At 47.9% G+C, this 16,033-nt stretch carries 13 protein-coding genes; 9 read left to right on the top strand and 4 right to left on the bottom strand.

Annotated elements, in window-relative coordinates:
* Positions 1-2 precede the first annotated feature (2 nt).
* The 3 genes from gldE to mutY are packed head-to-tail and all read right to left on the bottom strand — an operon-like array spanning position 3 to position 2,910.
* Complete coding sequence (gene gldE, locus BQ7480_RS05565) at positions 3-1,367, bottom strand: gliding motility-associated protein GldE (RefSeq protein ID WP_072542060.1); 1,365 nt, start codon at positions 1,365-1,367, stop codon at positions 3-5.
* A gap of 42 nt (positions 1,368-1,409) precedes the next feature.
* Positions 1,410-1,841 (bottom strand): single-stranded DNA-binding protein, encoded by a 432-nt coding sequence (locus tag BQ7480_RS05560; RefSeq protein ID WP_072542059.1) that lies wholly within the window; start codon positions 1,839-1,841, stop codon positions 1,410-1,412.
* Entirely contained in the window at positions 1,828-2,910 is a 1,083-nt protein-coding gene (gene mutY, locus BQ7480_RS05555) for an A/G-specific adenine glycosylase (protein ID WP_072542058.1), read from the bottom strand. The genes BQ7480_RS05560 and mutY overlap by 14 nt, the downstream gene beginning before the upstream one ends.
* A 205-nt stretch (positions 2,911-3,115) precedes the next feature.
* Here mutY and BQ7480_RS05550 point away from each other — a divergent pair, with 205 nt between their 5' ends.
* The 7 genes from BQ7480_RS05550 to BQ7480_RS05520 all read left to right on the top strand — a co-directional run bounded on the left by BQ7480_RS05550 (position 3,116) and on the right by BQ7480_RS05520 (position 10,236).
* Positions 3,116-3,391, top strand: coding sequence for an HU family DNA-binding protein (locus BQ7480_RS05550; protein ID WP_007563675.1), 276 nt, complete (start codon positions 3,116-3,118; stop codon positions 3,389-3,391).
* Positions 3,392-3,633: 242 nt separating this feature from the next.
* Positions 3,634-5,208: an Rne/Rng family ribonuclease gene (locus tag BQ7480_RS05545; RefSeq protein WP_022352996.1), complete on the top strand. Its 1,575-nt coding sequence runs from the start codon at positions 3,634-3,636 to the stop codon at positions 5,206-5,208.
* A gap of 305 nt (positions 5,209-5,513) precedes the next feature.
* Positions 5,514-7,112, top strand: coding sequence for a dipeptidase (locus BQ7480_RS05540; RefSeq protein WP_072542057.1), 1,599 nt, complete (start codon positions 5,514-5,516; stop codon positions 7,110-7,112).
* Between the two features lie 31 nt (positions 7,113-7,143).
* Positions 7,144-8,331: a C1 family peptidase gene (locus BQ7480_RS05535; protein WP_072542056.1), complete on the top strand. Its 1,188-nt coding sequence runs from the start codon at positions 7,144-7,146 to the stop codon at positions 8,329-8,331.
* Positions 8,332-8,409: 78 nt separating this feature from the next.
* Positions 8,410-8,838 carry a Fur family transcriptional regulator gene (locus tag BQ7480_RS05530; protein ID WP_072542055.1) on the top strand — a complete coding sequence of 143 codons (429 nt, stop codon included), beginning with the start codon at positions 8,410-8,412 and terminating at the stop codon, positions 8,836-8,838.
* A gap of 551 nt (positions 8,839-9,389) precedes the next feature.
* Complete coding sequence (locus BQ7480_RS05525; RefSeq protein ID WP_072542054.1) at positions 9,390-9,545, top strand: YqaE/Pmp3 family membrane protein; 156 nt, start codon at positions 9,390-9,392, stop codon at positions 9,543-9,545.
* 31 nt (positions 9,546-9,576) lie between these two features.
* Positions 9,577-10,236, top strand: a complete 660-nt coding sequence (locus BQ7480_RS05520) for a carbohydrate-binding family 9-like protein (RefSeq protein ID WP_072542053.1) — start codon at positions 9,577-9,579, stop codon at positions 10,234-10,236.
* 73 nt (positions 10,237-10,309) lie between these two features.
* Here the strand turns inward: BQ7480_RS05520 and BQ7480_RS05515 are convergent, their stop codons facing one another.
* The gene (locus BQ7480_RS05515) at positions 10,310-11,536 is read right to left on the bottom strand and encodes an MFS transporter (protein ID WP_072542052.1); all 1,227 of its coding nucleotides are present in this window, start codon (positions 11,534-11,536) and stop codon (positions 10,310-10,312) included.
* A gap of 382 nt (positions 11,537-11,918) precedes the next feature.
* Between BQ7480_RS05515 and BQ7480_RS05510 the strand changes: the two genes are divergently transcribed.
* On the top strand, positions 11,919-13,772 hold the full coding sequence (locus BQ7480_RS05510) for a hypothetical protein (protein WP_072542051.1): 1,854 nt from the start codon (positions 11,919-11,921) through the stop codon (positions 13,770-13,772).
* Positions 13,773-13,800: 28 nt separating this feature from the next.
* On the top strand, positions 13,801-16,014 hold the full coding sequence (locus tag BQ7480_RS05505; protein ID WP_072542050.1) for a hypothetical protein: 2,214 nt from the start codon (positions 13,801-13,803) through the stop codon (positions 16,012-16,014).
* Positions 16,015-16,033 lie beyond the last annotated feature (19 nt).

Here is a 16,033-nt window from a genome sequence, read left to right as displayed (position 1 = left end):
AGTTATTTTTTCTCTTTGTCGACTTTGTCCTCCTCTGGCGCAGAAGGCAATATGGTTACTTTGACTTTCAGGATACGCCGTGAATTCATTTCCAGAATTTCAAAACGGTAATTCATATAATTGATGATTTCATGCAATGCCGGAAATTCACCTTTCAGCTCCAGCAGCAACCCCGCCAGCGAATCGGCATCCCCTGAAACTTTGTCGAACACATCTTCACTGTCCTTGATAATCTTATAGAAGTCGGAAAGCAAAGTCTTCCCCTCAAACACATAGACATTCTCCGTCAGCTTCACATAGGAATGTTCCTCCTCATCATACTCATCATTGATTTCTCCCACAATCTCCTCGATAATGTCCTCCATGGTGACAATACCCGAAGTACCGCCAAACTCATCCACTACCACTGCAATATGAATCTTGTTGGCCTGAAAATCACGCAACAAGTCACCTATCATCTTATTCTCTGGAACGAACAAGGCCGGACGAATCAGGTTCTGCCACTTGAAATCATCCCCTCTGTCCAGATAAGGAAGCAAATCCTTGATATACAAAATACCTTTGATACAGTCGCGCGTTTCCTCATATACAGGAATACGTGAATACCCATTTTCATTGATACACTTCAATACCTCCGAAAAAGACGACTCAATGTCCAAATCCACAATATCCAAGCGGGAAGTCATCACCTCCTTGGCCGTTTCTTCCCCAAAGCGGATGATACCTTCCAACATATTGCTTTCTTCCGAAGTATCCTGAATATCGGTCAGTTCCAATGCCTGAGAAAGCTCATTCACCGACAAGTTCCGTGATTTCTTCTGAGAAAAACGATTGATAAAAAAAGAAGAGCGGACCAGCAGGGAAGAAACCGGCCAAAACGCCGTCCGCAGCACCGTAATGACCGGCGCCGCCTTGCGGGCAAAAGGCAGGGTGTGCTGGGCCGAATAAATTTTAGGCATAATCTCCCCAAACAACAGCAGCAAAAATGTCAGCACCACCGTGACAATCAGAAATTCCAGAATTTTTGCCTGACCGAAATCTATCACACTGGCAAACACATAGTTCAACAGCATGATAATCGTCACATTGACAAAGTTATTCGAAATCAGAATGGTAGCCAGCAGACGTTCAGAATCATCCAAAAGCCCCTTGATTTTGGCGTCAGAAGGATGATTTTCCTCTTCAATCTCATTCAAATCGGAAGGGGAAAGCGAAAAAAAAGCGATTTCAGAAGCTGAAACAAAGCCCGATACATACAACAGCACGAGGGCCAGAAACAAAGCAAAAGCTGCCCCTAATGAAAGGGGCATTACGGTTATTCCGTCACATAGCTCCGACAAGCGGAGCAAACACGAGTCAGGATCCATCCTATAATATTCCTATTTTTAATTAAAGTGACCGCCTGAATATCAGAACGGCAAATCATCCGAAGGGTTACTTTCCGGCTGAGCAGAAGCCGTAGCCGCGGGAGCTGCCTGAGACTGCACCGAAGCAGCAGACTGCACACTGCGCGGAGTCAGCATCTCCATATTGTCGCCGAAAATTTCCGTCACATAACGTTTCACCCCGTTCTGGTCGTCGTACGAACGAGAACGGATTTTCCCTTCAATATATAACTTGTCTCCTTTGTGCACATATTTTTCGGCAGTTTCTGCCAGTCCACGCCACAACACGATGTTATGCCATTCCGTACGCTCCGGCACCTGGGTACCATTGGCCAGCGTATAAGCACGGTCTGTAGTAGCCAACGGGAAAGTAGCTACGGCCACACCACTGTCCAAATATCTCACTTCGGGATCTTTTCCCACATTTCCAATCAATTGTACTTTATTCAATGACATGATTCTGTTTTTTATGATTTGGTTTCAAAAGTAACGAAAAAAAACGAGATATCAAGCGCGATACCGGGAAATTATGAAAATCGTCAATTTGAATCCGCTGAAAACCAGGAAGTGTCACATTTTCCTCCGCCAGCACCACTTCATAACACTTGGCATGAATGACCCGATGCGAGAGCACATGCTTGATTTCAGGTGATACCATCCGGAAGGATTGAATGTCATGACCGCCCAGCAGATGATGAAATTCCGGAAGGCCCAGGATTGCTTCCTCCCCCACCTCACCCGGCGTTTCAATCAGTGGAAACTCATACAGATTTTGCCAGATATCGCCCGCTGCCCGCTTCTTTATATAGGTATATACGCCTGCACGCACGTAAATATATGAGAAATAGCGGTCGAGTACCTTTGTTTTCCGTTCTTTCCGTGGAAGCTTGTCTACCAAATTCTTCTGTAAGGCCACACAACTGTCCGCCAGCGGACAAAACAGGCACGAGGGCGATGACGGTACGCACTGCAAGGCTCCGAAATCCATGATGGCCTGATTGTACAAGGCCGGACGTGATTTGTCCATCATCTCATCTGCCAGAGAAGCAAACAACTTCTTGCCAGCACCGGTATCAATCGGGTCTTCAACCCCCATCCAGCGCGACAATACCCGATACACATTGCCGTCAACTACCGAATATGGCAAATCGTATGCAAAAGAACAGATAGCCGCCGCCGTATAATCTCCTACTCCCTTCAAGGCTCTCACCTCTTCATACGTCGTAGGGAAACAACCTTTTTCCGCAATCATTTTGGCCGCCGTATGCAGGTTGCGGGCACGAGAATAATACCCCAGCCCCTGCCAGCATTTCATCACCTCATCTTCCGATGCATGCGCCAACGTGTTCACATCCGGAAAATGTGTCATGAAACGGCAATAGTAATCATATCCCTGCACGACCCGGGTCTGCTGAAGAATGATTTCCGATATCCATATTTTATAAGGGTCTTTTGTGTCCCTCCAAGGCAAATCCCGTTTGTTTTCCTTGTACCAATCTATTATCTTATCTGCAAAAAAACTCATTCGCTGCATATTTGCCTGCAAAAATAATACATTTCCCCGACATACACAGCAAACGGCCCCAGACTGCCTTCAAAAAGGAATAAAACCCTCAAAAAGCACGACTTTTCAAAAAAAATATTCCCGATATATTTCCAAAAGAAACAGAAAAGCTATATATTTGCAGTCCAAAAAATTAAGATAACGTATAACAATAATTATTAGCGAAATGACTAAAGCAGATATTGTAAACGAAATTGCCAAAAACACAGGAATTGACAAGGCAACAGTATTGGCAACCCTTGAGGCGTTCATGGGATCAGTTAAAGAATCTTTGTCGAAAGATGAAAATGTCTATCTCCGCGGTTTCGGTAGTTTCATTGTGAAGAAAAGAGCGCAGAAGACTGCTCGTAACATTTCTAAAAATACAACTATCATCATTCCGGAGCACAACATTCCGGCATTTAAACCTGCAAAAACATTTACTCTATCAGTAAAAAAATAATTAACATTTAGTATTAACCCATAAAATTTTGAAGCTATGCCAAGCGGAAAGAAAAGAAAAAGACATAAAATGTCTACTCACAAACGTAAAAAAAGACTGAGAAAGAACAGACATAAAAGCAAAAAATAATTGTTAGTCTGTCCGACTTCAATAAAGAACAAACTTGCAAAGCTAAACAAAGTCTTTCAGGTTTGTTCTTTGTGTAATTAGCAATCCATTAGAAACAAAAAACCAAGCAAAAAGTGACAAGCGAATTAGTAGTAGACGTACAGCCCAAGGAAATTTCTATCGCCCTCATGGAAGATAAGAACTTGGTAGAATTCCAAAAAGAAGAACGCAACCTTTCGTTCTCTGTCGGCAACATGTACGTAGGGAAAGTCCGGAAACTCATGCCCGGCCTCAACGCCTGTTTCGTAGATGTAGGCTTTGAGAAAGACGCTTTTCTCCACTATTTAGACTTGGGACCACAATTCCATTCTTACCAGAAATACCTCAAGCAAGTCATCAGTGACCGGAAAAAACTTTATCCCATGTCGAAAGCCTCCATGCTTCCCGACATTGACAAGGACGGAACCATTTCCAGTGTACTCCAGCAGGGACAAGAGGTCATCGTGCAGATTGTCAAGGAGCCCATTTCCACAAAAGGGCCGCGCCTGACCTGCGAATTGTCGTTCGCCGGACGCTATCTGGTACTGATTCCTTTCAACGACAAGGTATCCGTCTCACAAAAAATTAAATCCAGCGAGGAAAGAGCTCGCCTCAAACAGCTGCTACAAAGCATCAAGCCCAAAAATTTCGGCGTGATTGTACGTACCGTGGCCGAAGGCAAACGGGTGGCAGAGCTGGATGCGGAACTGAAAGTCTTGCTGAAACATTGGGAAGAAACCATCACGAAAGTACAGAAGGCCACCAAACTGCCCTCATTGGTTTATGAGGAGACAAGCCGCACCGTAGCCATGCTGCGCGACTTGTTCAACCCGTCGTACGAGAACATTTACGTAAACGACGAAACCGTTTATAACGAAGTAAAAGATTATGTGGCGCTCATTGCCCCCGAACGGGCAGGCATCGTAAAACGCTACACCGGCCAGCTTCCTATTTTCGATAATTTCGGTATCACCAAGCAAATCAAGTCCTCTTTCGGAAAGACCGTTTCCTACAAAAGCGGGGCTTACCTGATTATCGAACATACCGAAGCACTCCACGTGGTGGACGTAAACAGTGGAAACCGCTCCAAATCGACCAACGGACAAGAGGCAAACGCACTCGATGTGAACTTGGGCGCAGCCGATGAGTTGGCACGCCAGCTCCGGTTGAGAGATATGGGCGGAATCATTGTGGTGGACTTCATCGATATGAACCTGGCAGAAAACCGGCAAAAACTTTATGAACGCATGTGCCAGAACATGCAGAAAGACCGGGCCAAACACAACATCCTTCCTTTGAGCAAATTCGGACTGATGCAAATCACGCGCCAGCGGGTACGTCCGGCCATGGATGTCACTACCGATGAAGACTGCCCCGTTTGTTTCGGAAAGGGGAAAATCAAACCTTCCATCCTGTTTACCGATACGTTGGAAAGTAAGATTGATTACCTGGTCAACAAGCTGAAAGTGAAGAAATTCACCTTGCATATCCATCCTTACGTAGCTGCCTACGTCAATCAGGGATTCATGTCCCTGAAACGCAAATGGCAGATGAAGTATGGATTCGGCATCAAAATCGTTCCGAACCAGAACCTGGCTTTTTTACAGTATAAATTCTTTGACGTACACAACCAGGAAATGGATATGAAAGAAGAATTTGAAATCAAATAATCAGAAGGCCGTCATCGTGAGAAACGAAGACGGCCTTTTTTGTATCCCTACCTTTCTTCATTCAGAAACTCCAACACGAAATTACCTCATCACGTTCGTGACGAGATCCCCGCACGAACGTGATGAGGTCTCGACTCGTTCGTGATGAGATAATTTTATGCCTGTGCTGTACATTCTTTTCTAAGTCGCCAAGAAGAAAACTCAGGGAGACCTATCATTCTTCAACCATTTTACGAAGAATATCCTTATCCCTTTTTCTCCTTTTTTACTATCTTTGCAAACAAATATCATTTTAATACGAAAACATGAAAATAAGTAACATTTTATTCTTTATCGGGGTTACCTTTTCCCAGCTTGCTTTCGCACAGCAAACCTTACCGCGCGATCCGGATTGCTGCACGAGCATCATGGTGGGAAAACTGGCCTCAACCGACGGTTCGGTCATGACGAGCCACACTTGCGACAGCTGGTACCGTACGTGGGTGAACATTGTACCAGCGGCAGATTTTGCCAACGACACGGTAATGAACATTTACGACGGACGCATGCACACGGAATCGATCAACGACCAGACCAACCTGACCGTCAAAGGGCAGATTCCGCAAGCCAAACATACCTACGCTTTTCTGGATACGGCCTACCCGTGTCTGAACGAGAAACAGCTGGCTATGGGGGAAACCACCATCAGCGGACGGGATACCCTGAGGAACCCTAAAGGAATGTTCATGATTGAAGAGCTGGCCCGCGTGGCATTGCAACGCTGTACCACGGCCCGCGAGGCCATTCAGCTCATGGGCAAGCTGGTAAAGGAATACGGCTATGGTGATTCGGGAGAATGTCTGACCATTGCCGACCCGAAGGAAGTGTGGCACTTTGAAATCTTCGGCGAAGGTCCCGACCAGGTTGGCGGTGTATGGGCTGCCGTCCGTATTCCTGACGATGAAGTAGGAGTTTCGGCCAACATCTCCCGTATCAGCACACTCCACCTGAAAGATACAGACCATTACATGGCCTCAGAAAACGTGTTCAGCGTAGCCAAGAAACTCAAGCTGTGGGACGGAAAGGAACCGTTCAAGTTCTGGAAAGCCTATGGAGGCCCGAACTATTTCGGAAAGATGCAGGCATTCAGCATCCGGGAATTCTTTATCTTAAGTACCCTGGCTCCTTCACTCAAGCTCAGCATGGACGATGAGGAACTGCCCCTGAGCGTGAAGCCGGAAAAGAAAATCAGCAATGCCGACGTAATGGCTTACCTGCGACAGACGTATGAAGGCACAGAATGGAGCGTAACAAAGAATCTGAAAGTAGCTGTCAAGGACCGGAAGACCGGAAAGACCGACACCATCACCAGCCCGCGTGCCAACCCGTGGATGCGTACTGATGAAGTCCAGCTGTACAATGCCCTCCAAAAGGGAAGTGTCACAGCCAACCGGAACGTGGCTGTTCCGCAATGTGCCTACTCCACCGTCATACAGTTGCGCAGCTGGCTCCCGGATGCCGTAGGAGGTGTCTGCTGGTTTGCCATGGACAACCCCGGACAGAGTCCACGCGTGCCCATCTTCTGCGGCACGACCGACCTGCCCGCCATGTTCAAAATTTGCGGCAACCACCGCTACCGTCTGGATGCGGCCCTGTGGCATTACCGTCAGGCCAACAAGCTGGCTACCGTGAGATGGGGAAACGCCCGGAAAATCATGGAAAAGAACCAGATGCACTTTGAACGGAAAGGACTGGAAGAACTGCCGATGGTGGAACAGCGTTATGCGGAACTGGTCAAGAATCAGGGAGAAGACGCTGCCAAGGCCTATCTGACTGATTACACAAAGGATTTCATCGGAGCCACCCTACTCCGCTGGGACGAAATGACTGCCAAATACTGGAACGATTACCGTTTCGGATTCTAATTCATCTAATTCGCTGGAAACGTATAAAAATATGAAAACAATTACATTTATCTCTGCCCTACTGCTCGCCTCGGCCACTCTTCAGGCACAGCCTAAAGCCGAAGGCTACCAATTTACCACCGTCGTCAACCAGAAAGTGACTCCGGTCAAGAACCAGGCGGCCACAGGCACCTGCTGGTGCTTTGCCACCACTTCATTCATCGAAGCCGAACTCCTCCGTCAGGGAAAAGGCGAATTCGATCTCTCGGAAATGTACATCGTCCGTCAGAAGTACATGAACCAGCTGAAAGACAATTACCTGCGTCACGGAAAAGGCAATATCGGTCAGGGGAGCATCTCACCCAGCTGGTTTACAGCTTTCACACAGGTAGGTATCGTGCCGGAAGAAGTGTACAGTGGCATCAACTATCACTCTCCGACCCACAACCACAAGGAGCTGGCCTCCTATATGGAAGTCATTGCTGAAAAGGCCATCCAGCTGCGCCAGCGCAGCCCGGAATACGAAAAACTGATTCAGAGCCTGTTCGACATCTACATGGGCGAACTGCCTGAGAAGTTCACCTACAAAGGCAAGGAATATACTCCGCAATCCTTTGCGCAGAGCCTAGGCATCCATCCGGAAGACTATGTCATGCTGACCAGCTTCACCCACCAGCCCTACTATCAGGCATTTGAACTGGAGATTCCGGACAACTGGGAGCATGCCAAGATGTACAACCTGCCGCTCGACGAGATGATGCAGGCCGCCGACCATGCCTTGGAAAACGGATATACTGTGTGCTGGGACGGCGATGTCAGCGAAAAAGGATTCTCCTTCAAGCACGGAGTGGCCATCAATCCGGAAACAAGAAAGACCGAAGACCTGAAAGATACCGACTTTGCCCGCTGGCAAAGCATGGATGCAAAACAGAGACTCGATGAGGCCTTCAAGTTTGAATACCCATGTCCGGAAGTGAAAGTGACACCCGAAATCCGTCAGAAAGGATACGAGGCCTTTGTCACTACCGACGACCACCTGATGCACCTCACCGGCATTGCCAAAGACCAGAACGGCACAAAATACTATATTACCAAGAATTCCTGGGGCACCGACCGGAACGATTTCGGAGGCTACCTGAACATGTCGGAAAGCTATGTGCGTGCCAAAACCATCTATATTCTTCTGCACAAGGATGCCTTGACCAAGGAACTGAAGAAAAAACTGGGACTGAACGAATAAAACCTGGCTGAAAAACAACCTGGTTGCCAAAATGGATGCTTATCTTTGCAGCAAGTCACAAGATAAGCATCCTTTTTTATGAAAACAGAAGACTATGCCACAATCCTGGAGACAGCCGGCATCCGCCCTACCTCCACCCGACTGCTCATCTATGAGGCCATTGCCTCCCAAACCGACACATTCAGCCTGGGCACGCTGGAAAAACAGCTCGACAGCATCGACAAATCGGTCATCTTCCGCACCCTCGTCCTTTTCCACGAGCATCATCTCATCCACAGCGTGGACGACGGAAGCGGTTCACACAAATACTGCATCTGCCACAACCACGGCCAGTGCAACGAAGACGAAGAGCACTGCCACTTCTACTGTGAGGTATGCCACAATACCTATTGCCTGAACCAGGACCTCATTCCGCACATCAATCTTCCCGAAGGATTCGTTGCCCGAAAAGTCAACTACATCGTGAAAGGAGTATGCGCCCGTTGTGCTGCCAGACATCGGAACTGACCGTTTTTTTGACCTACATCAATAAAACATGCCCTTCCCTTATTTTTATGTTCTAAAGCATATATTCTATACAAAAAAGCCCTATCTTTGCAGCGTAATCAAGAACAGAAGTTCAAAGATTCACCTAGTAGAAAGATTGTTTTTTTAGATTATAAGATTGTTTTCAACCTCGTCGGGAGACGCGTTATTTTAAGATTAAATTGAAAGGTATTAAGGTTTAACTAAAAAAGAAAGGGTAACAACATGAAAACGATGAAAAATTTCATTCAGAAGATCTTCAAGGGAGATCCGATGGTTTGGGGTTACGTAATGCTCAGCTAATGAGCAAGTAACCCCTTTGCTGACCAGGATGTCAGCTTAATGATTGAAAGTTGTAAAGTTTACTGCATATTCTATACCGGATTTTCCGGTATACACCTCAAGATATCCTTCCGAAGTCCTCGGGAGGATATTTTTTATCCCCCTCGTTCTTCTCCGAATCTTTTCCAAATTCTTGCCAGTTCTAAATCTTTTCCCTAACTTTCCTGCAAATTTCTAAAACCAACACAGAAATGTCATTCATCAGAGTCATTCTCTCCATTATTTTTCCGCCCCTTGCCGTCATCGACAAAGGCTGCGGATCGGTACTGATTGTCTTTATTCTCACATTGTGCGGATGGATTCCCGGAGTCATCGGTGCCCTTATTATCCTGAACAAACAAAATTAAATTTTTAATTCGAAATCCTAAATCAAACATCATGAAAGAATTACATGTTCCCGAAATTACCGGACAGTCCCGCGTGGCCGCCCAAGACATCCCGGCCCTGCTCGATGCACATCAGGTAGAATTCCAACCGATTTCCTGCGTGAACTGGAAAGATTTTCCCTACTGTCCGGAAGTCGCGTTTCGCATTGCCCATACAGGCGACTTTATCCTGTTGAACTATCGCGTAAAAGAAGAAAGTGTGCGAGCCATAGCCGCCGAAGATAACGGTAGAGTTTGGGAAGACTCCTGTTGCGAATTCTTCTTCCAGCTTCCGGAAGACCAGGAAGAAAACGTATATTATAACTTTGAATGTAACTGCGGGGGAACCCTCCTTATCGGTGGCGGACAACCGGGTGACAGACCTCATGCCCCCCAAGAGATTCTCCAGCAGGTAGACCGCTGGAGCTCACTCGGAAAAGCTCCGTTTGAAGAGCGTATGGGAGAATGTAGCTGGCAACTGGCTCTCTGCATTCCCAAGGAAGCGTTCTTCCGTCATCAGCTGAAAGGCTTCAAAGGACTGACCGCTTATGCCAACTTCTACAAATGCGGGGACTTGCAGTACACGCCTCACTTCCTGTCATGGAATCCCATTGACTTGCCGAAGCCTTGCTTCCACTGTCCGGAGTTCTTCGGCAAGATTATATTCGAATAATCCCCTTCACCTGATAAACACGCCGGCAGCCTGCCTTCAAACATTGAGTTTTGAAAGCAGGCCGCTAGCCGTATCACTTCCTCGCAATCCACACATAGACCTTTTTCTTTCCTTTAAACAGCCATAAGACACTCAAAGAAATAATCCAAGCCACGGCCAAAAGCACAAAAAGGAATTCCATGAAAGACCCCCACCCATAGTGAGACAGCACGATGCCGGAAAAAGAACCTACCAGACTGGAGCCTGCATAATAGAACAGCCAGTAAATGCTGGTGGCACTGCTTTTCATCTGCCCGGCATGCACCGATACAATCCGGCTGGCCAGCGTATGGGTCCCGAAAAAGGCAAAAGTCATTAATCCCAGTCCCAGCACAATAGCCCAAAGCTGCATCCATAGCAACAAGGCCATCCCGACTCCCATCAGTCCCAACGTACCTTGCAAGAGCATTTCCGGACTATACTTGTCCGAAAGACCTCCGGCCACGACCGAACCGATGATTCCTGCCACATACATGGTGAAAATCAGTGCCACCCAATGATGGGGCAACGAAAAAGGAGGTGCCTCCAACAGGAAAGACAGATAATTGTAGATACTCACAAAAATTCCCATCGAAAGCGCGGCGATGAGATACATCGAAAGAAATGTACTCCGGGTTAAAAGGAAACGCATCTGACGCAATTTCTCCCGAAAAGGCACCGACACCGCGGAGAAGTTTTTCCCAGCAGGAATCTTCCAGCAGAACAATCCGCCCAGCAGCAGACTGACAATGCCGATAAGCCACACGGCCGACTGCCATCCCCCCCATCCGGACATCAGCGTGGCAGCCACTCGCCCCGACATTCCTCCCAGCGTATTGCCGCTCAAATACAGACTGATGGCCAGTCCAATCATGGCTTTGTCCACCTCTTCCGAAAGATAGGCCAACGCTACCGATGACACCCCGGCCAACACCATTCCCTTCAACAGATTCAGAGCCAGCAGAAGGGAATAACTGTCAGTAAAGGCAGACACGATAGTCAACAGGGAAGAAAGTAGCAACGAAGCTCCCATCAGGCGTTCACGTGACACGGAATCGGCCTTGAAAGCCATTATAATCAACCCCAACGCCATACCGGCAGTAGAGGCCGACACCGACAGACTGCTTTCTGCCGGACTGACACCAAAATTCCGGCACATTTCCGAAAGCATGGGTTGAAACAAATACAGTTGGGCAAAAACCGACAATCCGGACAAAAACATGCAGTTACGTATCAGGCGAAACCGTGCGACCGCCTCACGCGAACGATTCATTTCTTTCATTTCCTTTTTCTTTCATGATTATGGAAGCAAAGGTAGACAGCCGGCTCCAATCTCCATCTATCGGAAAAACTCTTTTTCTCAATGAGATTCATCGACAAAAACGATGAATGCAAACAAAAATTTAGCTTATTTTTCTCTTTCACATTCTATATTCCATTCACTTACAAACAGTTAACAGATATAAAGTATAAAAATTACACGCAAATCACTTTTCTGACTGAACAAAACAAAAACAAATTACGTTTAAGAACAAAACGAGCTGCTTTACTAACGACATACACAAAAACAAGCGGGAAAACAACCGATTATTCACCTTTAGGGTAAAATTAGAATAAGGACATTAGTTATAGAAAGATTGCCATACAGAGAAAACAACAACAAAATGAGAAAATTTACATTTATTGCATTTCTATGCACTTTGCTATTGGTTTCTTGCAGTCAGGAGGAGCACTTAGGCACATCTTCCACCGAAAACCAATCTGGGATTGTATTCAAATTACAAAAACAAGGCTATGAAGGAGTCTCTTCCCGTGCCTCGGAAACGGAAACGTCGCTTTATGACGAGCTGCATTACTTCATTGTCGATGAAAACGGCGACAAGGTAAAAAACATCAAAAGCTATTATGAAGCTTCCACCTCCGAGATTTATACCGAAGGTCTTCACAAAGGAGAATACCGGCTGGTTGTATTGGGCATCAAAGGCAACCCAGCCGCAGACCGGGCCACTATCCATAGCCCGGAAAATCTTCAGGAGGAATGGCTCGTTTTTCCTGAAGACCTGCAGCAACCGTTGGAAGCTGAATACTTCTACTCGCAAACTCCCTTCTCCATCGTAGAGAAACAAACGGAAAATGGCATCCAGGAAGTGGCTTCCATCCCACAGGAAGTGACACAGAAACGGATTGTCAGCCGGGTGGATTTTGACTTTGCGTATCAAAACCCCTACGTGGGCTATGCCGTCACAGACAAAAGCCTGGCATTGGGAGACGTACGCTTCTACACCACCCTTTCCGGCAACGGGGAACTGGGAGGGGAAAGCAACGGTACGGTGAAGGCCCTTTCACTGAACCGACAGACTTCCTACCTGTTCATGCCCTTGTGCAAGGGGGCTACGTTTCATGGAGAAATCAACCTTTCTACCCGCAACTACCGGAAAGAAAACAGGAAGCAGGTGTACAGCTTTGAGCAGAAGGAACTGGCTTCCAACCACATTCATCTCGTAGAAACCCAAGTGAACCATCCGGATGACAAGGCGGTGACCATGTTCATCACCCCTGCTGCGTATAATAAAGGTGAGCACAGCTTAATCCTGCAAGACACGGAACGGAAGGAAGTATATACCGACAAGACTGTACGGTGCTTCAATACCGCCCAGCCACTGCAGGTATCCGTCACAGAAGAGGGGAAACTGCATACGCGCTTCTACTCTCCCCGCAAACTGACCGGCGTACTGATTAAGATGCAGCTGCCGCAGGTGAGCGAAGAGTTTTTCGACCTGGCTTATTTTGATTCCATCCCGGCCTTCGGCGATTTTTGGGAAGAGATTCCGCTGATGCAGCGCGCTGCCATGTGCCGCACGGAATCCGGGAAATATATAGAGGTACAAAAGAAAACGGCTTCTGAATTAAGCAACGCTGTGCTCAAGATTGAATCGGCCGACCCTTACTGGAGCAAGCTACAGGAAATCAAGCACGGATGGACCATCTACTGGGGACTCTACGGAGGCGACCCGGAAAAAGAAGACGGGGGTCCGGTGGGCAACTGGATGGGAATCCGCCCGGTACATTGCCGGGAGTCGGTGGCCCTTTTCCTCAATTTCACTTACATGATTGACATGCCGGAGCACGAACAGATTTTAAAGGACAATGCCGACCAGCTTTACGATGACAACAAACAGCCTGTAAAGGTAGAGGAGGTATTGAAAAAAATGAGAGCCAGCAGAACGCTCCAGGTAGGTCTGGTCTATCCCGGGCATGGAATCATCGGATTAGGAGGAGGCAGCACCTTCGGAGCCTACCAGCGAGGATGGTTCGAACATTACTTCAACCGGTATGCATGCAGCGTCATGTTCCACGAACTCGGACACGTCATGGGATACGGACACAGCAGTTCTTTCACCTACGGACCCTGGGCGGAACAGCTGATGAACAACTTCTATGTGGACAACATCGGACAGATGCCGGTCGATTCTCCCAGCTACTTGAACAGCTCGCAAAACCCTTACCAATACAAATAAACGGACGATAACAATAATATCACGAAAAATGATGATGAAATATATACTCGCCTTGGCAAGCGCCAGCCTGTTCTTACTGTGCGGATGCCAGCATGAAGATATCCAGCAAACGCCGCAAAACGGAATGTTTACCGTAAAATTCTCCCGGGCTGGAATGACGAATGGAACAGCCGACGACACGGAATCACAAATCAACACGCTCAATGGTTATCAGTTCGAGAACGGCGTCTTGAAAGAAACGTTCTCCTCGCTGAAAGTGGATGCAGCGGGTGCCTGCCAACTCGATATCAACCCCTCGCAGGGCAGCCTGTATTTCCTGGCCAATGGCGACCAGGCCGTTTCCCCGGAAAACCTGAAAGAAGGGGTCACCACGCTGGAAGAGTTCTTGAAACAGCAGGCTACGGCCGAGAATATGGCTTCCGACTATGTGCTGATGACCGGAAAAGCCGATGTGGACCAAGATGCCACTTCTGCCTCCGTAGCCTTGAAACGGGCTGTAGCCCGCATCGATTTGGAATCGCCTTTCCAAGATGTCCAGGTAAACAGTGCCACCATAAAAGGGGTGTCACTGACGGGCTACCTCTACGAACAGGACGCACTTCAGCCCTCTGAAAAGCAGGAGGCAACCGACCTGACAAAGGATTTCGGTGAACAGCCTTTCCAGAATGGCAAGACTACTCTTTTCTATCTTCCCGAACAATATACCAACGGACATGAGGTAGAAATCATGATGACAGTGCACGGAGGATGGCACCGGCTGAAAACCACACTCCCGGCCCTGAAACGCAACACCATCTATACGCTTAAAGTGTATGGAAACGGAGCCGACTGGAAAGTGGAGGTGCTGACCGATGACTGGGAGGCCGGCTCTTCTTCTGAATCGGGCCTCACGCACAAAGGGCTGGTGGACAAGGAACTCTCACAGCCTTCTGAAGGAGTGACCTTGAATGCACAGGGCGATACCGTGTTCGTGCCATGCTGGAAAAGTGATTTCCAACTGACACTGGCAGCCGAAGCCGGAGCCGAGGTAACCGTGCTGGGACAGGCCGAGGGAGTGACGGTCACTCCTGCCCCGCTTGGCCGCAGCCTTTCCCCGGTGGCACAATTCCACATCGAGAGCAAACAGAAAATGCCGGGAAGCCATTATGAATATATGTATCTGGATGTACATAAAAACGAGATACAGACGGGACGGGTCGTACTGGTATTTGCTCCGAATCCGGTGCAGATGACAGGCGTCCTCCAGTTTGACGACAACGGTCTTTGTGATTTCAACACCTACATTGACGGTGAACTGGCCCGTATCACGCTCCCAGAAGGAAAAAACCTGACATTGAAATTCAATGAAGGAGAAGCCCGGTGGATGAAACTGACAGAAGAAGGCGACCGTACCTACCGGCTGCTGGGAGGATGGAAACCCAATGACCCGAACGCAGACGGACGGGCACAAACCGGTGAACTGGTGATTGCGGATGCCAATGGCGGCCATCCGGAAGTGTACACCATCCGACGCCTCAACTGGGGACTGCCCGTCGTGAAAATCAACGGTGTGTGGTGGTGCAAATATAACCTGAGAGGCAATGTGAAAAGCTTCAGCGACCAGATTCTGGTGAAAGCGGACCCTGCGGCACACGGCAGCCTGGCCGATTATCTGAGAACCTGTTCGGATGATGACTTCCTTCAGGTGCTGGGCGACCAGTATCAGGCGGGAAATCCGGACGGACTGAAACTGACCCACAACGGCAGCCAGTTCTATTATGAAGGGTATAAAAGCCAGGCAGATAACTTCGGCACGATGGCTCCCACCGAGATGGCTCCCGACGGGTACCAGATTCCGGATTATGACGACTACCGCTTCTACACATGGGGCTCAAACTGCAACCTGGCTTATTTTGACCCCGGAGTCTTCAACAACGGACTGGGACAACGCCTCAATTTCAACGTGGTGGAACGCAACGCGACTTTCAAAGGCCTTACCTACGGCCCGATATCGTTCTACGATTTTGAATATGAAGGAAACCATCTGACGCTTTGCGGACTGGGACATCAATGGAATGAAAGCAGCATCTCCAGCATGATGATTCTGTTTGCCACCTACGGCAATTCAGGCAACACGTGGATGATAGAAGGTTATGCCAAAAACACCGGCAAAGGAAACTGGTTCAAGTATGCGGCCAGCAACGCACAGAAGACCCGCACCATCCGATGCATCAAGACTCCTGTAGAATATATCTATGAATAAGAATAGAGCTATAACAAAA

It is taken from the genome of Bacteroides mediterraneensis (genome assembly GCF_900128455.1).
Classification (GTDB): Bacteria; Bacteroidota; Bacteroidia; order Bacteroidales; family Bacteroidaceae; genus Phocaeicola; species Phocaeicola mediterraneensis.
Note: the sequence above shows the minus strand (reverse complement) of the source record. Positions and strands in the feature narration are given on the sequence as shown.